Here is an 18,899-nt window from a genome sequence, read left to right on the forward strand (position 1 = left end):
ACGTGCCGCCGATCCGGCCGAGACGACCGACCACTCGCCGCATTCTCTCGGCAATCTTCGAGCCCTGCAACCGCCGCGGCGGGCCGGGATCAGATGTCCAGCGCGTCGGCCTCGGCGAACGCGGCGTTCTCCTGGATGAAGGCGAAGCGGGCCTCGGGCTTGTTGCCCATGAGGCGATCGATGGTGGAGCGGGTCGCGTCCGGCTCGCTGGCGATGACGACACGCAGCAGCGTGCGCGTCTTCGGGTCCATGGTGGTCTCCTTGAGCTGACCCGGCATCATCTCGCCGAGGCCCTTGAAGCGGCCGATCTCCATCTTCTTGTCGCGGTTGAACTCGCTGGCGAGCAGCGCCTCGCGGTGGGCGTCGTCGCGGGCATAGAGCGTCTTCGCCCCCTGCGTCAGCTTGTAGAGCGGCGGCACGGCGAGGAAGAGGTGGCCGGCGTCGATCAGCCCCGGCATCTCGCGGTAGAAGAAGGTGATGAGGAGCGAGGCGATGTGGGCTCCGTCGACGTCCGCGTCGGTCATGATGATGACGCGCTCGTAGCGCAGCTTCGTGAGGTCGAAATCCTTGCGCATGCCGCAGCCGAGGGCGAGCACGAGGTCGGAGAGCTGCTGGTTGGCGCTCACCTTCTCCCGCCCGGCGTTGGCGACGTTGAGGATCTTGCCGCGCAGGGGAAGCACCGCCTGGGTGGCGCGGGCGCGGGCCTGCTTGGCCGATCCGCCGGCCGAGTCGCCCTCCACGATGAAGATCTCGGTGTCGTCGGCCTTCGACTGGGTGCAGTCGGCGAGCTTGCCGGGAAGGCGCGTCTTGCGCGTGGCGGAGCGGCGGGCGACGTCCTTCTCGGCGCGCCGCCGCAGCCGCTCGTCGGACTTCGCGACCACCGCGTCGAGCACTTCGGTGCCGCGGGCGCGGTCGAGGGCGAGCCACTCCTCGAAGCTCTCGCGCACCGCGTTCTCAACCTGACGCGTGGCGATGCTGGAGGACAGCTTGTCCTTCGTCTGACCCACGAACTCCGGCTCGCGCACGAACACGGAGAGGACGGCGGCGGTGGCGGCGACCACGTCGTCGCCCGTCACCTGGGCGATCTTCTTGTTGCCGACGCGCTCGCCATGGGTCTTCAGCGCCTTGAGGAGGGCGTTGCGCAGCCCGGTGACGTGCGTGCCGCCCTCGGGCGTCGGGATGGTGTTGCAGTAGGAGCGGGTGAACTCGTCGACCGGCACGAAGCCGACGGCCCATTCGACCGAGCCCTTGCGCCCGGCCTCGCCGGCGCGCCCGGCGAAGATCGCATCGACCACCGTCGGCCGACCGGCGAGCTCGGCGGACAGGAAGTCGGCGAGGCCGCCGGGGAAGTGGAAGTTCGCCTCCGCGGGCGGCGCACCGTCGCCTTCGAGCAGCGAGGGGTCGCAGCGCCAGCGCAATTCGGCGCTCGCGAAGAGGTAGGCCTTGGCGCGCGTCTGGCCGAACAGCCGCTTGGGGTCGAAGCGGCAGTCCTTGAAGATCAGCGGATCGGGACGGAACGACACCGTGGTGCCACGCCGGTTGGGGGCGGCGCCGACCTCCTGAAGCGGCCCGTCGGGATGGCCGCGCGAAAAGGTCTGGCGGTAGAGCTTCTTGCCGCGGGCGACCTCGACCACGAGCTCCTCCGACAGCGCGTTCACCACCGACACGCCGACGCCGTGGAGGCCGCCGGACGCCTCGTAGGCCTTGGAATCGAACTTTCCGCCGGCGTGGAGCGTCGTCATGATGACTTCGAGCGCCGACTTGTCGGGAAAGCGGGGGTGCGGCTCCACCGGAATGCCGCGGCCGTTGTCGGTCACGCTGATGCGGCCGGGCTCGACGCGCACCTCGATGAAGCTCGCGTGGCCAGCGACGGCCTCGTCCATCGCATTGTCGAGCACCTCGGCGAAGAGGTGGTGGAGGGCCCGCTGGTCCGTGCCGCCGATATACATGCCCGGACGCCGGCGGACCGGCTCGAGCCCTTCCAGCACCTCGATGTCGGCGGCGGTGTAGCCGGCCTCGCCGCCGTCGCCGGCAATGGGCGCGCGTGCGTTGGCGCGGCTCTCCTTCGACGGGGTGCGCGTGCGCGACGTCTGCGCGCGGGGGGCCGCCGGCTCGCGGCTGTCGTCGCTGAAAAGGTCCTTGTCGGCCATTCTCGCCCTCGTGCTGCGGGCCACTAAGTAGCGAATGAAGCCCGCCGTGGCGACGGCGGGCGGAGAGTTGACCCCCGAAAACGGCATCTTCGTGCCGATTTGACACCAAGGAGTGAACCCATGATCGCAACGGATACTGCGCTGGGGCTCGACGCGCCGGACTTCACCCTGCCGGCGACGGATGGACGGATGGTGTCGCTCGCCGACATCATGATGGACCACGGCGCCGTCGTCGCCTTCATCTGCAATCATTGTCCCTATGTGGTGGCGGCGGCGCGGCGCATTGCCGACGACGCGCGCACGCTGATGGGCGAGGGGGTCGGCTTCGTCGCCATCTGCAGCAACGATGCCAGCCGCTATCCGGCCGATTCGTTCGAGCGGATGGGCGAGTTCGCCACGGCCTACGGCTTCGCCTTTCCCTATCTGCACGACGAGGATCAGCGTGTCGCTGCGGCGTATGGTGCGGTGGTGACGCCGGACTTCTTCGGCCTCGATGGGCGAGGGCGGCTGCGCTATCGTGGTCGCCTCGACGCCGGCGGAAGCGGTCGCCTGCCGCCCGAGGCGCCGCGCGAGCTCGTCGACGCGATGCGCACCGTCGCCGCGACGGGCGACGGCCCGGCGAGGCAGCACCCGCCGGTGGGGTGCTCCATCAAGTGGCGTGTCTGAAAAAACGAACCGGCCGGCGGACATGCCACCGGCCGGCCGTTGGGCGCCTCCCTCGACGCTGACGCTCTCGTCGCCATCGCGGCTCTTCGACCGCTTCGTGGCGACGGCAGCGGATCCGTGGGGGCGGGTGACGATCGGCCCGGCCGTCCCTGGATCCAGACGTTCTCTATCCAACACCCGACAGGTTCCCGTCAGGCGTGGTGGTAAGCTTGTTCTTTGCGGCCGAAGCCATTTTTCTTCTGTGGCAGAAGGCTGGCGAACAACGCGAACCGTGTGCCGTTGGGGGAGACAATTGAAGGCACATGTCGAGCACGGCAAGCCTTAAATTTCTATGCGATGATAATTTAATGCTAGACAAGATGAACGCGAGTCGCTCCACGGCCTACTTTTGCACTGCAACATAGCGGTCGATCGTCGGACGAGATCACCATGGGCCTGTGGATGATCGGGGGGGCACGGCGCGGGCCGCGGCTGGGACACTTGGTGTGGCGATCGGGCCACGATCGGGCCGACCGCCAGGCAATGCGGCATTTTCTGTCCACCGATCGTCCCGCCACGCGGGCCGAAGCTCGGGCGAAGCTGGGGACGATCCGATCCTGCTTGTGCTCAAGGGGGCGCCAATGGGCCGCAATGCCTTGTCAGCGCGCAGAATCATGGCAACATCGGGATCGTGTTCAACGCAGTGAAAGGAGGTGATCCAATGTCGAGTGGGATTTCTGTGCGGACGGCGACGTCTGGATCGAAACGGCGGACTGAAGAGCAGCCTCTTTCTCTCTGCTGAACGATCGGGTTGACGCCGGGCTCACTGTCCGCCGTTTCTCACGAGGGGTCGCGCAAGCGGCCCCTTTTGTTTTGGCGCGCCGATCAGGCGAGCGGTGGCTCGCCGACGCTCGGCCAGTAGGTGCCGACGCTCCACAGGTTGGCTTCCGGGTCGCGAAAGGCGAAGTCGCGGCTGCCATAGTCGGTGTCGTGGGGATCCATCGCGATGGTCGCGCCCGCGGCGATCACCTTGGCGTGGAGCGCATCGGGGTCGGCGACGGCGAGGTAGAGGGCGTCGGTGCGCCGCCCGTCGAGGTCGCCGGCGAGCTCGCCATAGGCGTCGTCACGCGCCGTGCCGAGCATCAGGATCGAGGAGCCGTAGGCGAGTTCGGCGTGCTTGACCGCCGCGCCCTCGCGGTAGGCGGCCCTCAGGGTGAAGCCGACGACGTCGGTGAGGAAGGCGATCATCGCGTCCGCATCGCGGCAGCGCAGGGTGGGATAGAGCCGCGGCGGCTCGACGGGAGTCTTCGTCATGGGGGCCTCGCTTCGGGTTCCGTGCCGCCATCTGGGGCGAGGGCCGTGGGCGAGGCTTGAAGAAATGTCGGCTCAGTCGAGGGGCTCGGGGCGGCGCAGGCGCGGGTCGAGATGGGCGCGGCGATGCGCCCAGGCGGAGGGCGTCTCGCCGGCGAAGGCCCGGAACTCGCGGGCAAGGTGCGCCTGGTCGCTGTAGCCGGCCGCGACCGCGATGGCGGCCCACCCCGTCTCCCCGCCACCCTCGGCAAGAGCGCAGGCGGACTGGAAGCGCACGATGCGCCCCACCGCCTTGGGCGGCAGGCCCAAGGTCGCCCGGACGCACGCCGAGAGGTGCTGGCGGCTCACCCCGATGTCGTCGGCGATCGCGGCGACCGGCCGCCGACCCCCGCTCGCGAGGAGGTCGTGGAGGGCGTGCCGCACCGTCGCGCCGGGCGGCGTGCCGACGCGGGGGAGGAGGAAGGCTTCGACGAGGTCGCAGCGCGCTCCCCAATCGCTGGTCGCGCCGAGGCGGTCGACGAGATCGCGCCCGTCGCGGCCGAAGAGGGCGCCGACGTCGACCATCCGGTCCGCCATCGCGGCGAGGAGGCCGCCGAACAGGCGACAGGCGCCGCTGAGCGTGAAGTTGACTTGCACGCACTCCGCGCCGCCGTCGGAGAGGATGTGGACGGGCCGCGCCGACACGCCGGCGCCGAAGCTCGGCTGGGCGTCGGCCGCCGTCGGCTCCCGCCCGAGGCCGATCCGGAAGGGGGTACCGAGGTTGATGATGAGCGGCACCGTGAGGCTCGCCGTCTCGCGCTGGGGCGGCGACAGGCCGCGCTCGCGATAGACGACGATCTCGCGCACCAGCCCCGCGAGCGGCGGGGAGGGGGCGCGCCGCAGCAGCGCGAAGGGCGGCGTCATCCGCCGTGCCCGCCGCGAGTGGGCGCGCCGCAGGTCTCGAGGGGCCGAAGGGGAGGTGGGCGCAGGCGGATCGGCGCGCCCACGGCGACCTCAGACGTCGAGGGTCACGACCACCGGGACGTGGTCGGACGGCTTCTCCCAGCCCCGCGTCTGCTTTTCGACGTTGACGCCCGACAAGCGGTCGGCGGCGGCGGGGGAGAGCATCAGGTGGTCGATGCGGATGCCGTTGTTCTTCTGCCAGGCGCCGGCCTGATAGTCCCAGAAGGTATAGATCCCCTCGTCACGGCTAACGGCGCGCTGGGCGTCGGTGTAGCCGAGATTGACGAGGGCGCGGTGCCGGCTGCGGCTCTCGGGCTGGAACAGGGCATCGTCGACCCAGCGGTCGGGAAAGCGGGCGTCCTTCGGCTCGGGGATCACGTTGTAGTCGCCCGCGAGGACGATCGGCTCGTCGGTCGCAAGGAGCTCCTGCGCGTGGGCGAGCATCCGGTCCATCCAGGCGAGCTTATAGGGGAACTTGTCGGTGTCGACAGGATTGCCGTTGGGCAGGTAGAGGCTCGCCACCCGCACCGCGCCGGTGTCGGTCGATACCGTCGCCTCGATCCAGCGGGAGTGGGCATCGTCGTCGTCGCCGGGCAGGCGGCAGGTGATGTCCTCGAGCGGCCGCTTGGACAGGAGGGCGACGCCGTTGAAGCCCTTCTGCCCGTGCGTCGCCACGTTGTAGCCGAGCCGCTCGATCGCCTCGGCGGGGAACGCCTCGTCGACCGACTTGATCTCCTGCAGGCACACGACGTCGGGCTCGGCCTCGCCGAGCCACCGCGTCAGCCCGTCGATGCGGGCCTTGACCCCGTTGATGTTCCAGGTCGCGATCTTCACAGCAGCGAGAAGGACGTGCCGCACCCGCAGCTCGACTGCGCGTTGGGATTCTTGATCTGGAAGGACTGGCCCATCAGATCGTCCACGAAGTCGAGCTCGGCGCCGGCGAGGAAGGGGAGCGACACGGGGTCGACCACCACGGTCGCCGCCTCGCCCTCGATCACGAGATCGTCGGCCTCCGGCCCGTCCACCAGGTCGTAGCGATACTGGAAGCCGGAGCAGCCGCCCCCCTCCACCGACACGCGCAGCGCGCGCGCCTCTTCGCTCGACAAGATCTTGGCCACCCGCGTCAGCGCGCGGTCGGTTACCTGAAAGGATGCGTCGGTCATAGCGCTCGACCCTCGGAAACTGTTACCCCCCTTGATATAGGTTGCATGCGACAGACGCCAGAATCAGGAGCTGAGCCGTTGCAGAATGTGCGTCCTTCGCCGCGCTTGCTCGCCCCCTTCGCCACGGATCCCGGGAAGAGCCGCGGCCGCCGCATCGCCGAGCCGCCGTCGTCGACACGCACGCCCTTCCAGCGCGACCGGGACCGAATCGTCCACTCCTCGGCCTTCCGGCGGCTGACCCACAAGACGCAGGTGTTCATCACCACCGAGGGCGATCACTACCGCTCCCGCCTGACCCACAGCCTGGAGGTCGCCCAGGTCGCCGGCTCCATCGCCCGCGTCCTCTCGCTCGACGAGGACCTCACCGAAGCGCTCGCCCTCTCCCACGATTTCGGCCACACCCCCTTCGGCCACGAGGGCGAGCGGATCCTCGACGATCTGATGGCCGGCTATGGCGGGTTCGACCACAATGTGCAGGCCTACCGCATCGTGACGCGGCTCGAGCGGCGCTACGCCCATTTCGACGGCCTGAACCTCACCTACGAGATGCTCGAGGGCCTCGTGAAGCACAACGGGCCGCCCTCGCCGGACGGCCCGTTCATGGCCGAGGCCGAGCTCGAGGATCTCGACCTCACGTCGGAGGCGAGTCTCGAGGCGCAGATCGCCGCGATCTCCGACGACATCGCCTACGACTGCCACGACATCGACGACGGGCTGCGCGCCTGCATCCTGACCTTCGAGGTGCTGCGCGAGGTGCCGCTCGTCGCGACCGTCATCGACGAGGTGGACGCCGAGGCGCCGGGCCTCGTGCCGGTGCGCCGCACCCATGAGATCGTCCGTCGCCTGCTGACGCGGATGATCGAGGACGTGATCGCCGAGACGATCCGGCGCATGGCGCGCGCCGGTGTCGCGACGGCGCGGGACGTGGCGCGCCATCGCGGCCGGCTCGTCGCCTTTTCTGAGGAGATGGCCCTCGCGGAGAAGGCGTTGAAGCGCCTCCTCTACCGCGAGCTCTACCGCGACAGCGACGTGCTCGCCGCCCGCGAGAAGGCGGGGCGCGTGGTGCGCGAGCTCTTCGAGGTGTTCGCCTCCGATCCGGCCCTCCTGCCGGCCGACTGGCGGGTGGAGGCGGACAGCGAGGCACGGCGGTTGCGCCGGACCTGCGACTACATCGCCGGGATGACGGACCGGTTCGCCCTCGGCGAGCACCGCCGTCTGGTGGGCGGGACCCCCGACCTCGGCTGAGCCTGCCCGCTCGGGCGGCCGGCAGCCATGCGTGCCGAGGCGCCTCGCTTTGGCCGACGTCTCTTGATAAGAGGCGCCGCACAACCACCGGCACAGGCGACCATGCACCTCTTCGAGACACTGAAACAGCGCGTCACCACCATCGCTCAGGGGGAGGGCCTGTCGGTCGGTCTCGATCGCATCGCCGTGGAGACGCCGCGTGATCCCACCCACGGTGACCTCGCGACCAACGCCGCGATGGTGCTCGCGAAGCCCGCCAAGCGCAATCCGCGCGAGCTCGGCGAGATCATCGCCGCGCGCCTCGTCGAGGATCCGCTGGTCGCGGGGGCGAGCGTCGCCGGGCCGGGCTTCGTCAACATCACCATCGCGCCGGAAGCGGGGGCGAAGGTGGTGAAGGCGGCGCTCGACGGGGCGGCCTTCACGCGCCTTGCCGAGACCGACGCGCCGCAGAAGGTGAACGTCGAATACGTCTCGGCCAATCCCACCGGGCCGCTTCATGTCGGCCATGCGCGCGGCGCCGTCGTGGGCGATGCGCTGGCGAACGTGCTCGCCCTGCGGGGGCACGCCGTCACGCGGGAATATTACATCAACGACGCCGGATCGCAGGTCGACGCGCTCGCCCGATCCGCCTTCCTGCGCTATCGCGAGGCGCTCGGCGAGACCATCGAGATCCCGTCCGGCCTCTATCCCGGCGACTATCTGGTGCCGGTCGGCGAGGCGCTCGCCCGCGAGCACGGCGAGGCGCTGCGCGACATGGCGGAAGAGGCGTGGCTGCCGATCGTGCGCGAAGTGTCGATCGCGGCGATGATGGCGGCCGTGCGGGAGGATCTCGACGTCTTGCAGATCCGGCACGAGGTGTTCTTCTCCGAGCGGAGCCTCCAGGTGCCGACGGACATCGTCGCCGCCACCATCCAGCGGCTCGAAGGGGAAGGGCTGATCTATCAGGGCGTCCTGCCGCGGCCGAAGGGGCAGGCGGACGACTGGGAGGATCGCGAGCAGACACTCTTCCGCTCCACCCAATATGGCGACGACATCGACCGGGCGCTGAAGAAGTCGGACGGCTCATACACCTATTTCGCGTCGGACATCGCCTACCACGACGACAAGATTCAGCGCGGCTTCGACCGGCTCATCGACGTGCTCGGTGCCGACCATGGCGGCTACGTGAAGCGGATGACGGCGGCCGTCGCGGCGCTCAGCCACGAAAAAGTGCAGCTCGACTGTCTACTTTGCCAACTTGTTAAGCTCTACCGGGCGGGCGAGCCGGTGAAAATGTCGAAGCGGGCCGGCGATTTCGTGACGCTGCGCGACGTCGTCGACGAGGTCGGCGCCGATCCGGTGCGCTTCATGATGCTCTACCGCAAGTCCGACGCTCCGCTCGATTTCGACTTCGCCAAGGTGACGGAGCAGAGCCGCGACAACCCGGTATTCTACGTGCAATACGCCCACGCCCGCTGCGCTTCGGCGAAGCGGCAGGCGGTCGAGGCGCTGGGTGCCGACGTGCTCGACGATCTCTCGGAGGCGGCGGCCGAGCAGCTTGTGGATGCCGGGGAGAAGGCGCTGATCATCCTGCTCGCCCAATGGCCGCAAGTGCTGGCGGCGGCAGCGGATTCGGCCGAGCCGCACCGCGTTGCCTTCTATCTTCATGAACTTGCATCGGCCTTGCATACGCAATGGAACAGAGGCAAGGATGACACGGCGCTACGGTTCGTTAATGCCGAGGCGCGAGACTTGACGCGGGCGCGCCTCGCGCTCGTCGAAGCGGTCCAGGCGGTGTTGCGCACGGGTCTCTCGGCGTTAGGCGTCAGCGCTCCGAGCGAGATGCGGTAACGGCACCATGCCGCAGCACGCTCTTCGGGACAGTCGTGCCCGGGGGGCAGGCCACGGGAGTGTGCGAGTTGAGTGGCGGGCGAACCATGAATGGTCCGACGCGGTCCACATCGTTCGATCGACGTGCGCCCCTGAGGGCGGGCGATCATCGTAGTGCGGGCGCCGCAGATGTGTTCGATGAACTTGATCAGTTCGTCGATTCCGAGCCTGTCGGTTGGGCCTCGGGCCCCCGTCGGCCGTCCCGTGCCCCGATCGCCCGCGACGATGATACGGCGCCGGGCGCCGAGCGCGAGCCCCGCGACGCCGAACCGGAGCCGCAGGCCGAGGAGCGGGCCGACGCGGCCTTCAGCCAGCAAGCGGCGACGGGCCGGCGCGATGCGTTCGCCAAGCGGCTGAGCGACGAGCTGTCGCGGCCGCCGGAGGCGAAACCCCAGTCCAAGCCGCAACCGCAGCCCCAATCGCAGTCTCGGCCGCAGTCCGGGCCGGAGCGAGGGGACGAGGAGCCGCCGCGGCGGCAGCGCGTCGAGCAGCCGTCGCGCGAGGGGGCGTCCGAGCGGTCGGTTGCCCGCGCCGCCGACGACGCCTCCGTGAGGAGGGAGACGGCGCGTCCCGTCGCGGATACGGCCGAGCGGCCGGAGATCGCTGCCTCCGCGAATCCGGAGGAGGCGGCCCTCCCGTCCACGCCGGCCGACGCGCTCGAGTGGGAGCTCGACAACGCCATCGGTGCGATCATCGCCAACGGCCGCGCGCCGCAGGAAGAGCCCCCGCCGCTGCCGCCGCCGGTACCGGTCGCGCAGGAGCCCGAGCCGGTTCGCGCTGCGCCGCCGCCGCCTCCTCCGCCCGCTCCGGTCCGGAAGGCCGACAAGGTGGAGAAGGTGGAGCGGGCGCCGACGCCCCCCGTCGGTACCGCGCCGTTGAGCGGCAAGCGCGTGAAGCCCATCCCCACCTTCCGCTTCGAGCGGCGGGAGGAGCCGGCCGAGCCGTTCCCGGTCGCCCCGCCCGACGCCGACGACCCCCTCGCGAGCGTCTTCTTCCCCGACGCTCGCGACGCCTTCAAGAAGGCCCATCCCTACGACGATGACGAGGGACATCTCTCCGAGCTCGAGCAGATCGAGGTGGTCGATCCCGACGATCTCGACGACTACGAGACCGGCTACGACGAATATGAGGAGCTGCCGCCGTCGCTGAGCCGGGCGGCGCGGCCGGTGCGTCGTGGTCGCCTGTCGCTGCGCTCGCCGCTGATGCTGTCGCTGATCGGTGGCGGCGTGGTGGTGGTCCTCGCGGCGCTCGTCGGGCTGCTCGGCCTTTCGAGCTCCGACTCGCCGACGGGCGCGCCGCCGGTGATCCACGCCGACGCGCGCAACGTGAAGGTGCGGCCGGAGGATACCGGCAGCGACGCCCGTCCCGACATCACCGAGCGAGCCGCCCTCGGCGAGACCGACCGGCTGGTGATGCCCGAGCGGGTGCGGCTCGAGCCGACCATCGCGACGCCGCCGCCGGACGAGGACGAGGGGCTCGTCTCGCGCCAGGTGCGCACCGTGGTGGTGCGCCCCGACGGCACCATCGTGCCGGCCTCCACCGTCAACGACCGCGCCGCCGACAGCGTCGCCCGTCGCTCCGAGACGCCGAGCGAGCCCGAGCCGCAGGACGTGCCGAGCGAGCCGGCGGTGGCGAGCGGCGGCGCCGTCAGCCCTCTCGATCAGACGCCGCCGGCGCAGACCACCGACAACGACGCCGATGCCGAGGCGGCGCCCGCCTACGACCCCGCCGGCGAGGCGGACGACGTGCTGGTGCCCCGTCCGCGGCCGGCGCCGCCGCGCCCCACCCACACCGCGAGCGCCTCGACCCCGACTTCGACCAGCGGCCCGGTGGACCTCACCCCGTCGACGGCGCGCACCTCGCAGCCCGAGACCCGGGCCCAGCCGCAGCGCCAGACCCAGGCCGAGACCAGCGTGGTGCGCCCCTCCGAGGTCACCGCCTACGCGGCGCCGGCGAGCCCGGCGGCCAGCGCACCGTGGGCCGTGCAGGTCTCCTCGCAGCGCAGCCGGGCGGACGCGGAGCGCTCCTTCCGCAACCTGCAGCGGCGCTATCCGGCGATCCTCGGCAACGTGGAGCCGCTCATCGTCCCCGCCACCGTGGGCGACCGCGGCCAGTTCTACCGCGTGCGCATCGCGGCGCAGTCGCGCAGCGAGGCCGCGAGCCTCTGCCAGCGGCTGAAGTCGGCCGGGGCGGACTGCTTCATCGGGCGCAACTGAGGCGATGCGCGCCCCTCTCATCGTGGGTCTGGCCGGCACCGGCCTCGGCGAGGCGGAGTGCGCCTTTCTTGCCCGGGTCCGGCCGTTCGGGCTGATCCTCTTCCGTCGCAATCTCGGCACTGCCGAGGCGATCGCGACGCTGATCGCGGAGGCGAAGGCGGCGTCGGGTGCGAGCCTCGTGTTCGTCGACCAGGAGGGCGGACGCGTCCAGCGCCTGCGCCCGCCGCTCGCGCCGCGCTACCCGGCGGCCGCCGTCATCGGCGCGCTCCATCGCCGCGACCCGGCGGCGGGACGGCGGGCCGCCTTCCTCGCCGGGCGGCTCATCGCCGCCGATCTGCTGCCCTTCGGCTTCAACGCGCCGTGCCTTCCCGTCGCCGACGTGCCGGTGCCGGGCGCGCACGACGTCATCGGCGATCGTGCCTACGGCGCGGAGCCGGAGCGCGTCGCGATCCTCGCGGGCGCGGCCGCGGAAGGGGTGCTCTCGGTGGGCGCCTTGCCGGTGGTGAAGCACATCCCGGGTCATGGTCGCGCCTTCGCCGACAGCCACCTGTCGCTCCCCGTGGTGGATGCGTCCCGCGCGGCGCTCGACGCCGACTTCGCCCCGTTCCGCGCGCTCGCCGCGATGCCGGCGGCAATGACCGCGCACGTCGTCTACACCGCGCTCGACGCGAGCCGCCCGGCGACCCTCTCGCCCACCGTCGTCGGCGACACGATCCGCGGCGAGATCGGCTTCGACGGCCTGCTGATGACCGACGACATCTCGATGGGCGCGCTGACCGGCGACATCGGCGAGAACGCCGCCGCCGCCATCGCCGCCGGCTGCGACTGCGTCCTCCATTGCAACGGCGACCTCGGCGAGATGGAGCGGATCGCCGCGGCGCTGCCGCCGATGGGCGAGGCCGCGGCGCGTCGCCTCGCCGCCTGCGAGGCGGTGCTCGGCCGCGAGCCGGGGGACCTTGCCGACGAGCGGGCCGAGTTCGTCGACCTCGTCGGAACGCCGGCGTGAGCGTCGACGACTTCGAGGATCCGCCCCGCGCGCCCGCGCTTCCCGTCAACGACGAGGGCATGCTGGTCGTCGACCTCGCGGGCTACGAAGGTCCGCTCGACCTTCTTCTCGACCTCGCCCGCCGCAATCAGATCGACCTCACCTCCATCAAGATCCTGCCGCTCGCCGAGCAATATCTCGACTTCGTGCAGCGGGCGAAGGCGCTGCGGATCGAGCTCGCCGCCGACATTCTGGTGATGGCGGCCTGGCTCGCCTTCCTCAAGAGCCGCCTCATCGCGCCCGCCGAGGACGACGAGGGTGCCGACGGGGAGGAGCTCGCCGAGGATCTCGCCTTCCGCCTGCGACGCCTGGAGGCGATGCGGGAGGCGGCCGACCGCCTCTTCGCCCGTCCGCGGCTCGGTCGCGAGGTGTTCGGCCGCGGTGCGCCGGAGGTCACGACGGTGCGCCAGGAGCGCACCTTCAAAGGCTCGCTCTACGATCTCCTCACCGCCTACGGCGCGATCCGTCAGGACGAGATCGTGCGCGAGACCACCATGGAGAAGCGGCCGGTGTTCTCGCTGGTCGACGCGCGGCGGGTGATGGAGCGCATCGTCGGCGGGCATGCCGACTGGCTGCCGCTCGACGTGCTGGTACAGGCGATGCCACCGGGGCAGGATCGCCGGGCCGTCATCGCGAGCACCTTCGGCGCGGCGTTGGAGATGGCCCGCGAAGGCAAGATCTCGGTGCGCCAGAACGGCCCGTTCGCGCCGCTCTTCCTGCGCGCCACCACGGAAGCTGAGAGGAGGGAGGCCGATGGCTGAGACGGTCACTCTGTTCGGCGGCGATCCGCGGCAGGGCGAGCGGCTGAGGGAGCTCGAGGCGGTACTCTTCGCCGCCGCGATGCCCCTGAGCGAGGCGGCGCTGACGGAGCGGCTGCCGGAGGAGACCAACCTCGACGAGCGCCTGCGCCAGCTCCAGACCATCTACGCCAACCGGGGTGTCAATCTCGTGGAGGTGGCCGACGGGTGGGCCTTCCGCACCGCGCCGGACCTTGCCCACCTGATGACCGCCGAGCGCGTCTCGGAGCGACGCCTGTCGCGCGCCGCCATGGAGACGCTCGCGATCATCGCCTACCATCAGCCGGTGACCCGGGCCGAGATCGAGGAGGTGCGCGGCGTCGCCGTCGCCAAGGGCACGCTCGACATTCTGCTCGAGACCGGCTGGGTGCGGCTGCGCGGCCGACGCCGCGTGCCCGGGCGACCCGTGACGTTCGGCACCACCGGCGCCTTCTTGGAGGCGTTCACCCTCGCCACCATCTCCGACTTGCCGGGCCTCGACGATCTGCGCGGGGCGGGGCTTCTGGAAGGCACGCCGCCGGCGGGCTTTTCGATCCCGCTGCCGCGCGACGACGATGCCCTCGACCCCGACGAGGACCCCCTCGATGCAGATGACGGCGAGCCGCGCTGATCCAAAGTCGCCCCAGGGCGAGCCCGCTCCGCTCGCCATGGAGGGAATCGGCTACTCGATCGGTGGTCGGCGGATCCTGTCGGACGTGTCGCTGACGGTCGCGCCGCGCGAGATCGTGTGCCTGCTCGGCCCGTCCGGCTGCGGCAAGACGACGCTGCTGCGCATTGCCGCCGGCATCGAGCGGCAGGACGAGGGGACGGTGCGGATCGCCGGCACCGTCGTCGCCGATCGGCATACCTTCGTGCCCGCCGAGGCGCGCAAGATCGGCTTCGTGTTTCAGGACCTCGCCCTGTTTCCGCATCTCCGGGTGGCCGACAACGTGCTCTACGGCCTGTCCGTCAAGGCGCGCGGCCCGCGTCAGGCGAGCGAGGCGCTCGCCCATGTCGGCCTCGAGGGCTACGAGCGGGCCTATCCGCATCAGCTCTCCGGCGGTCAGCAGCAGCGCGTGGCGCTGACGCGCGCCCTGTTGCCGGCGCCGCGCGTGGTGCTCTTCGACGAGCCGTTCTCCGGCCTCGATCGGGGGCTGCGCGACACCGTGCGCGAGGACACGGTGCGGATCCTGCGCGAGCGGCAGGCGACCGCCGTCATCGTCACCCACGATCCGGAGGAGGCGCTTGCCATGGCCGACCGCATCGCGCTGATGCGCGAGGGGCGGATCGTGCAGACGGCGACGCCGGAGGAGATCTGGCGCTGGCCGGTCGACCTTGAGGCGGCGCGGGTGTTCTCGAGCCTCAACAGCTTCACCGGCCGCGTCGAGGGCGGCATCGTGGAGACGCCCGTCGGACGCGTGCCGGTCGGGGCCGAGCGGGAGGGGGAGCGCCTCGTCGTCGCCTTCCGACCGGAGGCGCTGCGCGTCTTTCCGGTGGACCGCGGGGCGGGGGTGGAGGCGACGGTGGAGCAGCGCCGCTTCTTCGGCACCCACGTCGAAATCGTGGCGCGGGTCGGGGAGGTGGTTCTGAAGTTGCGGGCCGATCCCTATCTCGTGCCCCATGCGGAGACGGTGCGGGTGGTGCCGGACCTGCGTCAGGCGATCATCCTGCCGGTCGGTGAATAAACCCATAGGCGCGGGCGTTCTCACGCGCTATAGGTGGCGGCCGGAGCCGTGTTAGGGATACCCGATACGGCGGACGATGCGTCGAGCGCCGAGGCTCGCCGGCGGCGGGCAGTGTAGGGGCGCTTTGGTAAACAGAGGATAAGTGACCATGGGTATCAGCGTCTGGCAGATCCTCATCATCGGTGTGATCCTGGTGCTCCTCTTCGGGCGCGGCAAGATCTCCGATCTGATGGGTGACGTCGCCAAAGGCATCAAGAGCTTCAAGAAGGGCATGGCGGAGGACGACGACGACACGTCGACCACCGCGCGCACCATCGATCATGAGCCAGCATCCACGGTGAACACGAAGGATGCCCAGAACAGCCGTAACGCCTGAGATAAGGCCAGCGGCCAGTGTTTGACGTTGCCTGGACGGAAATCCTCGTCGTCGCGGTGATCGCCATCATCGTCGTGGGTCCGAAGGAGCTGCCGGGCATGCTGCGCGCCTTCGGCAAGACGTTCGGTCAGGTCCGACGGACCGCGCGCGAGTTCCAGAACACCTTCAACGACGCTCTGCGCGAGGCGGAGCGTCAGGCGAACCTCGACGAGGTGAAGAAGGATCTCAACGCGGTGCGGACGATGGATCCGACGAAGGACCTCAAGAAGGGCCTCGACGACGCCAAGAAGGAGCTCGGCGCCAAGGTGAGCGACGCCGCTCCCCCGAAGCCTGACGCCGCGCCGATGCCGGCGGCGGCCGCGGAGCCCGCACCGGCGCAAGCTCCCGTCGCGCCCGCGCCATCTGCCGAAGCGCCTGCCGCGCCGGCGCCGGCGTCATCCTCACACGCGTCATCCCCGGAGGCGGTCGAGCCTGCCGCCGCCGGAGCGGAGCGGCGATGACGCACGACGACATCGAGGCGTCGAAGGCGCCGCTCATCGACCACCTCATCGAGCTGCGCTCGCGGCTGATCAAGTCGGTGATCGCCATCGCGATCGCCTTCGTGATCTGCTTCTACTTCGCGTCGGACATCTTCAACATCCTGATCGTCCCCTACGAGCGCGCGGCGGGGAGCGTCCGGGACATCGAGTTCATCTACACGGCGCCGCAGGAATATTTCTTCACCCAGCTCAAGCTGGCGCTGTTCGGCGCGCTGTTCCTCGCGTTTCCGGTGGTGGCGAGCCAGCTCTACATGTTCGTGGCGCCCGGGCTCTATCGCAACGAGCGCGGGGCATTCCTGCCCTTCCTCGTCGCCACGCCGATCCTCTTCCTGATGGGCGCCTGCCTCGTCTATTTCCTGGTGATGCCGCTCGCCATGGGTTTCTTCCTGTCCATGGAGCAGCAGGGCGGCGGCGGTCAGGCCTCGATCCAGCTCCTCGCCCGAACGTCGGAATATCTCGGCCTCATCATGGTGCTGATCTTCGCGTTCGGCATCGTGTTCCAGACGCCGGTCATCCTGACGCTGCTCGGCCGGGCGGGCCTGGTGACGGCGGCGCAGCTCCGCTCGAAGCGCAAGTATGCCATCGTGATCGCCTTCATTCTGGCGGCGGTGCTGACCCCGCCGGACCCGATCAGCCAGATCGGGCTCGCGATCCCCACGCTTCTGCTCTACGAGGTCTCCATCCTGTCGGTGCGCTACATCGAGCGCCAGCGCGAGAAGCGCGAGCGCGAGGAGGCGGCGGAGGACTGAACCTCCGCCACGCCCCGCGTCGGAGCCCCCGCGCGGGGGTCCGGCCTCGTCAGCGCCGGCCGATCGGTCTAAAGACGCAGCGACGATCGACAGAGCCGAGCTTGAAACATGTTTGACATTCGCGCCGTTCGCGACGCGCCCGAAGCCTTCGACGAGGCGATGCGCAAGCGGAGCTTCGACCCCGCCGCCCAGCGCCTCATCGATCTCGACGACGCGCGCCGCGCCATCGTGACCCGCCTGCAGGAGGCGCAGACCCGCCGCAACGCGTCCTCGAAGGCCATCGGCAGGGCCAAGGCGGCGAAGAACGAGGCCGAGGCCGCCCGGCTGATCGAGGAGGTGGCGACCCTCAAGGCCGACATCCAGAAGGACGAGGACGCCGAGCGCGAGGCCTCCGCCGCGCTCGAGGCGGCGCTCGCCTCGCTCCCCAACATCCCGCTCGACGACGTGCCGGAGGGCGAGGACGAGGCGGCCAACGTCGAATTGCGCCGGGTCGGCAAGCCGCCGGCGTTCGGCTTCCGCCCGAGGTGGCACGACGAGCTCGGCGAAGCGCTCGGCATGATGGACGTGGAGAAGGCCGGGCAGATCGCCGGGGCCCGCTTCACCATCCTCACCGGCAAGCTCGCCCGTCTCGAGCGCGCCCTCGGCCAGTTCATGGTGGACCTTCACACCGGCGAGCACGGCTACACCGAGGTGAGCCCGCCGCTTCTGGTGCGCGACGCGGCGCTCTTCGGCACCGCCCAGCTGCCGAAATTCGCCGAGGACCAGTTCCGCACCACGGACGACCGCTGGCTGATCCCGACCGCCGAGGTGCCGCTCACCAACCTCGTCCGCGAGAGCATCCTCGAGGCCGAGGCGCTGCCGATGCGCGTCACGGCGCTCACCCCCTGCTTCCGCTCCGAGGCGGGGTCGGCCGGCCGCGACACGCGCGGCATGCTGCGCCAGCACCAGTTCACGAAATGCGAGCTGGTGTCGATCACCACGCCCGAGACCTCGCTCGACGAGCAGGAGCGCATGACGGGCTGTGCCGAGGCCGTGCTGAAGGCGCTGGGGCTCGCCTATCGCGTCATCGTGCTGTCCACCGGCGACATGGGCTTCGGCGCCCGCCGCACCTACGACATCGAGGTGTGGCTGCCGGGGCAGGGGACCTATCGCGAGATCTCCTCGGTCTCGCTCTGCGGCGACTTCCAGGCCCGCCGCATGGGGGCGCGCTATCGTCCGGGCCCCGACGCGCCGCCGCAATATGTCCACACCCTCAACGGCTCCGGCGTCGCCGTCGGCCGGGCGCTGGTGGCGGTCATGGAGAACTACCAGGACGAGGATGGCGGCATTCGCGTGCCCGACGTCCTGGTGCCCTACGCGGGGTTCGACCGCATCGAGCCCGACAAGGGGTGAGCGAGGAGGACGAGGAGGCGATCGCCCGGGCCGAGCTGGTGATGCATCTGCGTCGCCAGAACGTCGCGGGACGGGCGACGCTGGCGGCACTCGAACGGGTGCCGCGCTCGCTCTTTCTCGGCGCTCCCCACAAGCGCCTCGCCTATCGGGACCGGGCCGCGCCGATCGACTGCGGCCAGACCATCTCGCAGCCGACCATCGTCGCCATGATGACCGACGCGCTGGCGCTGCAGCCCCACATGCGGGTGCTCGAGATCGGCACGGGGTCGGGCTATCAGACGGCGATCCTCGCCCTCTTGGCGGCCCACGTCTATTCGGTGGAGCGCTATCGCCTGCTCTCCGAGCTCGCCGCCGAGCGGCTCAAGGTGCTGCACGTCGACAACGTGTCCCTGCGGGTCGGCGACGGCCACTTCGGCTGGCCGGAGGAGGCGCCGTTCGACCGCATCCTGTTGACGGCGGCGGCCGCCGCGGTGCCGTCCGATCTCGTGGAGCAGCTCGCCGACGACGGCATTCTGGTGGCGCCGATCGGGCCTGCCGGTCACACGCAGGAGTTGCTGCGCTGTCGGCGGACGGCGGATGGGCTCGTGGGCGAAAAAATTGCCGATGTGCGCTTCGTCCCGATGGTCGCCGGCGTTGCCCGCTCGTTGTGACTGTGTTGCAACACTTCTTTGTCCGTCTGAAAATCACTCTGAATCCCAAGTATTTCTGGCGAATCTGCCGAAGCCTCTTAAAGTTTCGTCAACGACTGCGCCCGCCTTATGGGGCGCGAGAATGTAAGGCGCAGAGGGGTGCGAGT

General features: G+C 70.2%; 18 protein-coding genes. 13 read left to right on the forward strand and 5 right to left on the reverse strand.

Annotated features, from left to right (window positions below):
* Positions 1 to 89 precede the first annotated feature (89 nt).
* Complete coding sequence (gene parE / locus JCR33_RS12440) at positions 90 to 2,150, reverse strand: DNA topoisomerase IV subunit B (protein ID WP_198882405.1); 2,061 nt, start codon at positions 2,148 to 2,150, stop codon at positions 90 to 92.
* Between the two features lie 120 nt (positions 2,151 to 2,270).
* Here parE and JCR33_RS12445 point away from each other — a divergent pair, with 120 nt between their 5' ends.
* Positions 2,271 to 2,816: a thioredoxin family protein gene (locus JCR33_RS12445; protein WP_198882406.1), complete on the forward strand. Its 546-nt coding sequence runs from the start codon at positions 2,271 to 2,273 to the stop codon at positions 2,814 to 2,816.
* Between the two features lie 864 nt (positions 2,817 to 3,680).
* On the opposite strand, the gene JCR33_RS12450 is transcribed toward JCR33_RS12445, so the two are convergent.
* From JCR33_RS12450 to erpA, 4 genes are all read right to left on the reverse strand, one after another.
* Positions 3,681 to 4,109 (reverse strand): VOC family protein, encoded by a 429-nt coding sequence (locus JCR33_RS12450; protein ID WP_198882407.1) that lies wholly within the window; start codon positions 4,107 to 4,109, stop codon positions 3,681 to 3,683.
* A 72-nt stretch (positions 4,110 to 4,181) separates the two neighbouring features.
* Positions 4,182 to 5,009, reverse strand: coding sequence for a helix-turn-helix domain-containing protein (locus tag JCR33_RS12455; protein WP_198882408.1), 828 nt, complete (start codon positions 5,007 to 5,009; stop codon positions 4,182 to 4,184).
* 90 nt (positions 5,010 to 5,099) lie between these two features.
* Positions 5,100 to 5,882, reverse strand: a complete 783-nt coding sequence (xth, locus tag JCR33_RS12460; protein ID WP_198882458.1) for an exodeoxyribonuclease III — start codon at positions 5,880 to 5,882, stop codon at positions 5,100 to 5,102.
* Entirely contained in the window at positions 5,879 to 6,211 is a 333-nt protein-coding gene (gene erpA / locus JCR33_RS12465) for an iron-sulfur cluster insertion protein ErpA (RefSeq protein WP_198882409.1), read from the reverse strand. Before erpA ends, xth begins: the two co-directional genes overlap by 4 nt.
* Before the next feature lie 45 nt (positions 6,212 to 6,256).
* Here erpA and JCR33_RS12470 point away from each other — a divergent pair, with 45 nt between their 5' ends.
* From JCR33_RS12470 to JCR33_RS12525, 12 genes are all read left to right on the forward strand, one after another.
* Entirely contained in the window at positions 6,257 to 7,456 is a 1,200-nt protein-coding gene (locus JCR33_RS12470) for a deoxyguanosinetriphosphate triphosphohydrolase (protein WP_198882410.1), read from the forward strand.
* A 102-nt stretch (positions 7,457 to 7,558) separates the two neighbouring features.
* Entirely contained in the window at positions 7,559 to 9,286 is a 1,728-nt protein-coding gene (gene argS, locus JCR33_RS12475; protein ID WP_198882411.1) for an arginine--tRNA ligase, read from the forward strand.
* A gap of 170 nt (positions 9,287 to 9,456) precedes the next feature.
* Positions 9,457 to 11,541, forward strand: a complete 2,085-nt coding sequence (locus tag JCR33_RS25515; RefSeq protein WP_198882412.1) for an SPOR domain-containing protein — start codon at positions 9,457 to 9,459, stop codon at positions 11,539 to 11,541.
* A 4-nt stretch (positions 11,542 to 11,545) separates the two neighbouring features.
* The gene (nagZ, locus tag JCR33_RS12485) at positions 11,546 to 12,547 is read left to right on the forward strand and encodes a beta-N-acetylhexosaminidase (RefSeq protein ID WP_198882413.1); all 1,002 of its coding nucleotides are present in this window, start codon (positions 11,546 to 11,548) and stop codon (positions 12,545 to 12,547) included.
* Complete coding sequence (locus JCR33_RS12490) at positions 12,544 to 13,347, forward strand: segregation and condensation protein A (RefSeq protein WP_332461175.1); 804 nt, start codon at positions 12,544 to 12,546, stop codon at positions 13,345 to 13,347. Before nagZ ends, JCR33_RS12490 begins: the two co-directional genes overlap by 4 nt.
* Entirely contained in the window at positions 13,340 to 13,993 is a 654-nt protein-coding gene (gene scpB / locus JCR33_RS12495; RefSeq protein WP_198882414.1) for an SMC-Scp complex subunit ScpB, read from the forward strand. The genes JCR33_RS12490 and scpB overlap by 8 nt, the downstream gene beginning before the upstream one ends.
* Positions 13,968 to 15,047, forward strand: a complete 1,080-nt coding sequence (locus JCR33_RS12500) for an ABC transporter ATP-binding protein (protein WP_198882415.1) — start codon at positions 13,968 to 13,970, stop codon at positions 15,045 to 15,047. The genes scpB and JCR33_RS12500 overlap by 26 nt, the downstream gene beginning before the upstream one ends.
* 148 nt (positions 15,048 to 15,195) lie before the next feature.
* On the forward strand, positions 15,196 to 15,423 hold the full coding sequence (locus JCR33_RS12505; RefSeq protein ID WP_198882416.1) for a twin-arginine translocase TatA/TatE family subunit: 228 nt from the start codon (positions 15,196 to 15,198) through the stop codon (positions 15,421 to 15,423).
* A 17-nt stretch (positions 15,424 to 15,440) separates the two neighbouring features.
* Entirely contained in the window at positions 15,441 to 15,923 is a 483-nt protein-coding gene (gene tatB / locus JCR33_RS12510; protein WP_198882417.1) for a Sec-independent protein translocase protein TatB, read from the forward strand.
* The gene (gene tatC / locus JCR33_RS12515; RefSeq protein ID WP_198882418.1) at positions 15,920 to 16,711 is read left to right on the forward strand and encodes a twin-arginine translocase subunit TatC; all 792 of its coding nucleotides are present in this window, start codon (positions 15,920 to 15,922) and stop codon (positions 16,709 to 16,711) included. Before tatB ends, tatC begins: the two co-directional genes overlap by 4 nt.
* A gap of 108 nt (positions 16,712 to 16,819) precedes the next feature.
* Positions 16,820 to 18,103, forward strand: coding sequence for a serine--tRNA ligase (gene serS, locus JCR33_RS12520; RefSeq protein ID WP_198882419.1), 1,284 nt, complete (start codon positions 16,820 to 16,822; stop codon positions 18,101 to 18,103).
* Positions 18,100 to 18,753, forward strand: coding sequence for a protein-L-isoaspartate(D-aspartate) O-methyltransferase (locus JCR33_RS12525; RefSeq protein ID WP_332461176.1), 654 nt, complete (start codon positions 18,100 to 18,102; stop codon positions 18,751 to 18,753). Before serS ends, JCR33_RS12525 begins: the two co-directional genes overlap by 4 nt.
* Positions 18,754 to 18,899: the final 146 nt, after the last annotated feature.

The sequence above is a fragment of the Acuticoccus mangrovi genome (genome assembly GCF_016411865.1).
Lineage (GTDB): Bacteria > Pseudomonadota > Alphaproteobacteria > Rhizobiales > Amorphaceae > Acuticoccus > Acuticoccus mangrovi.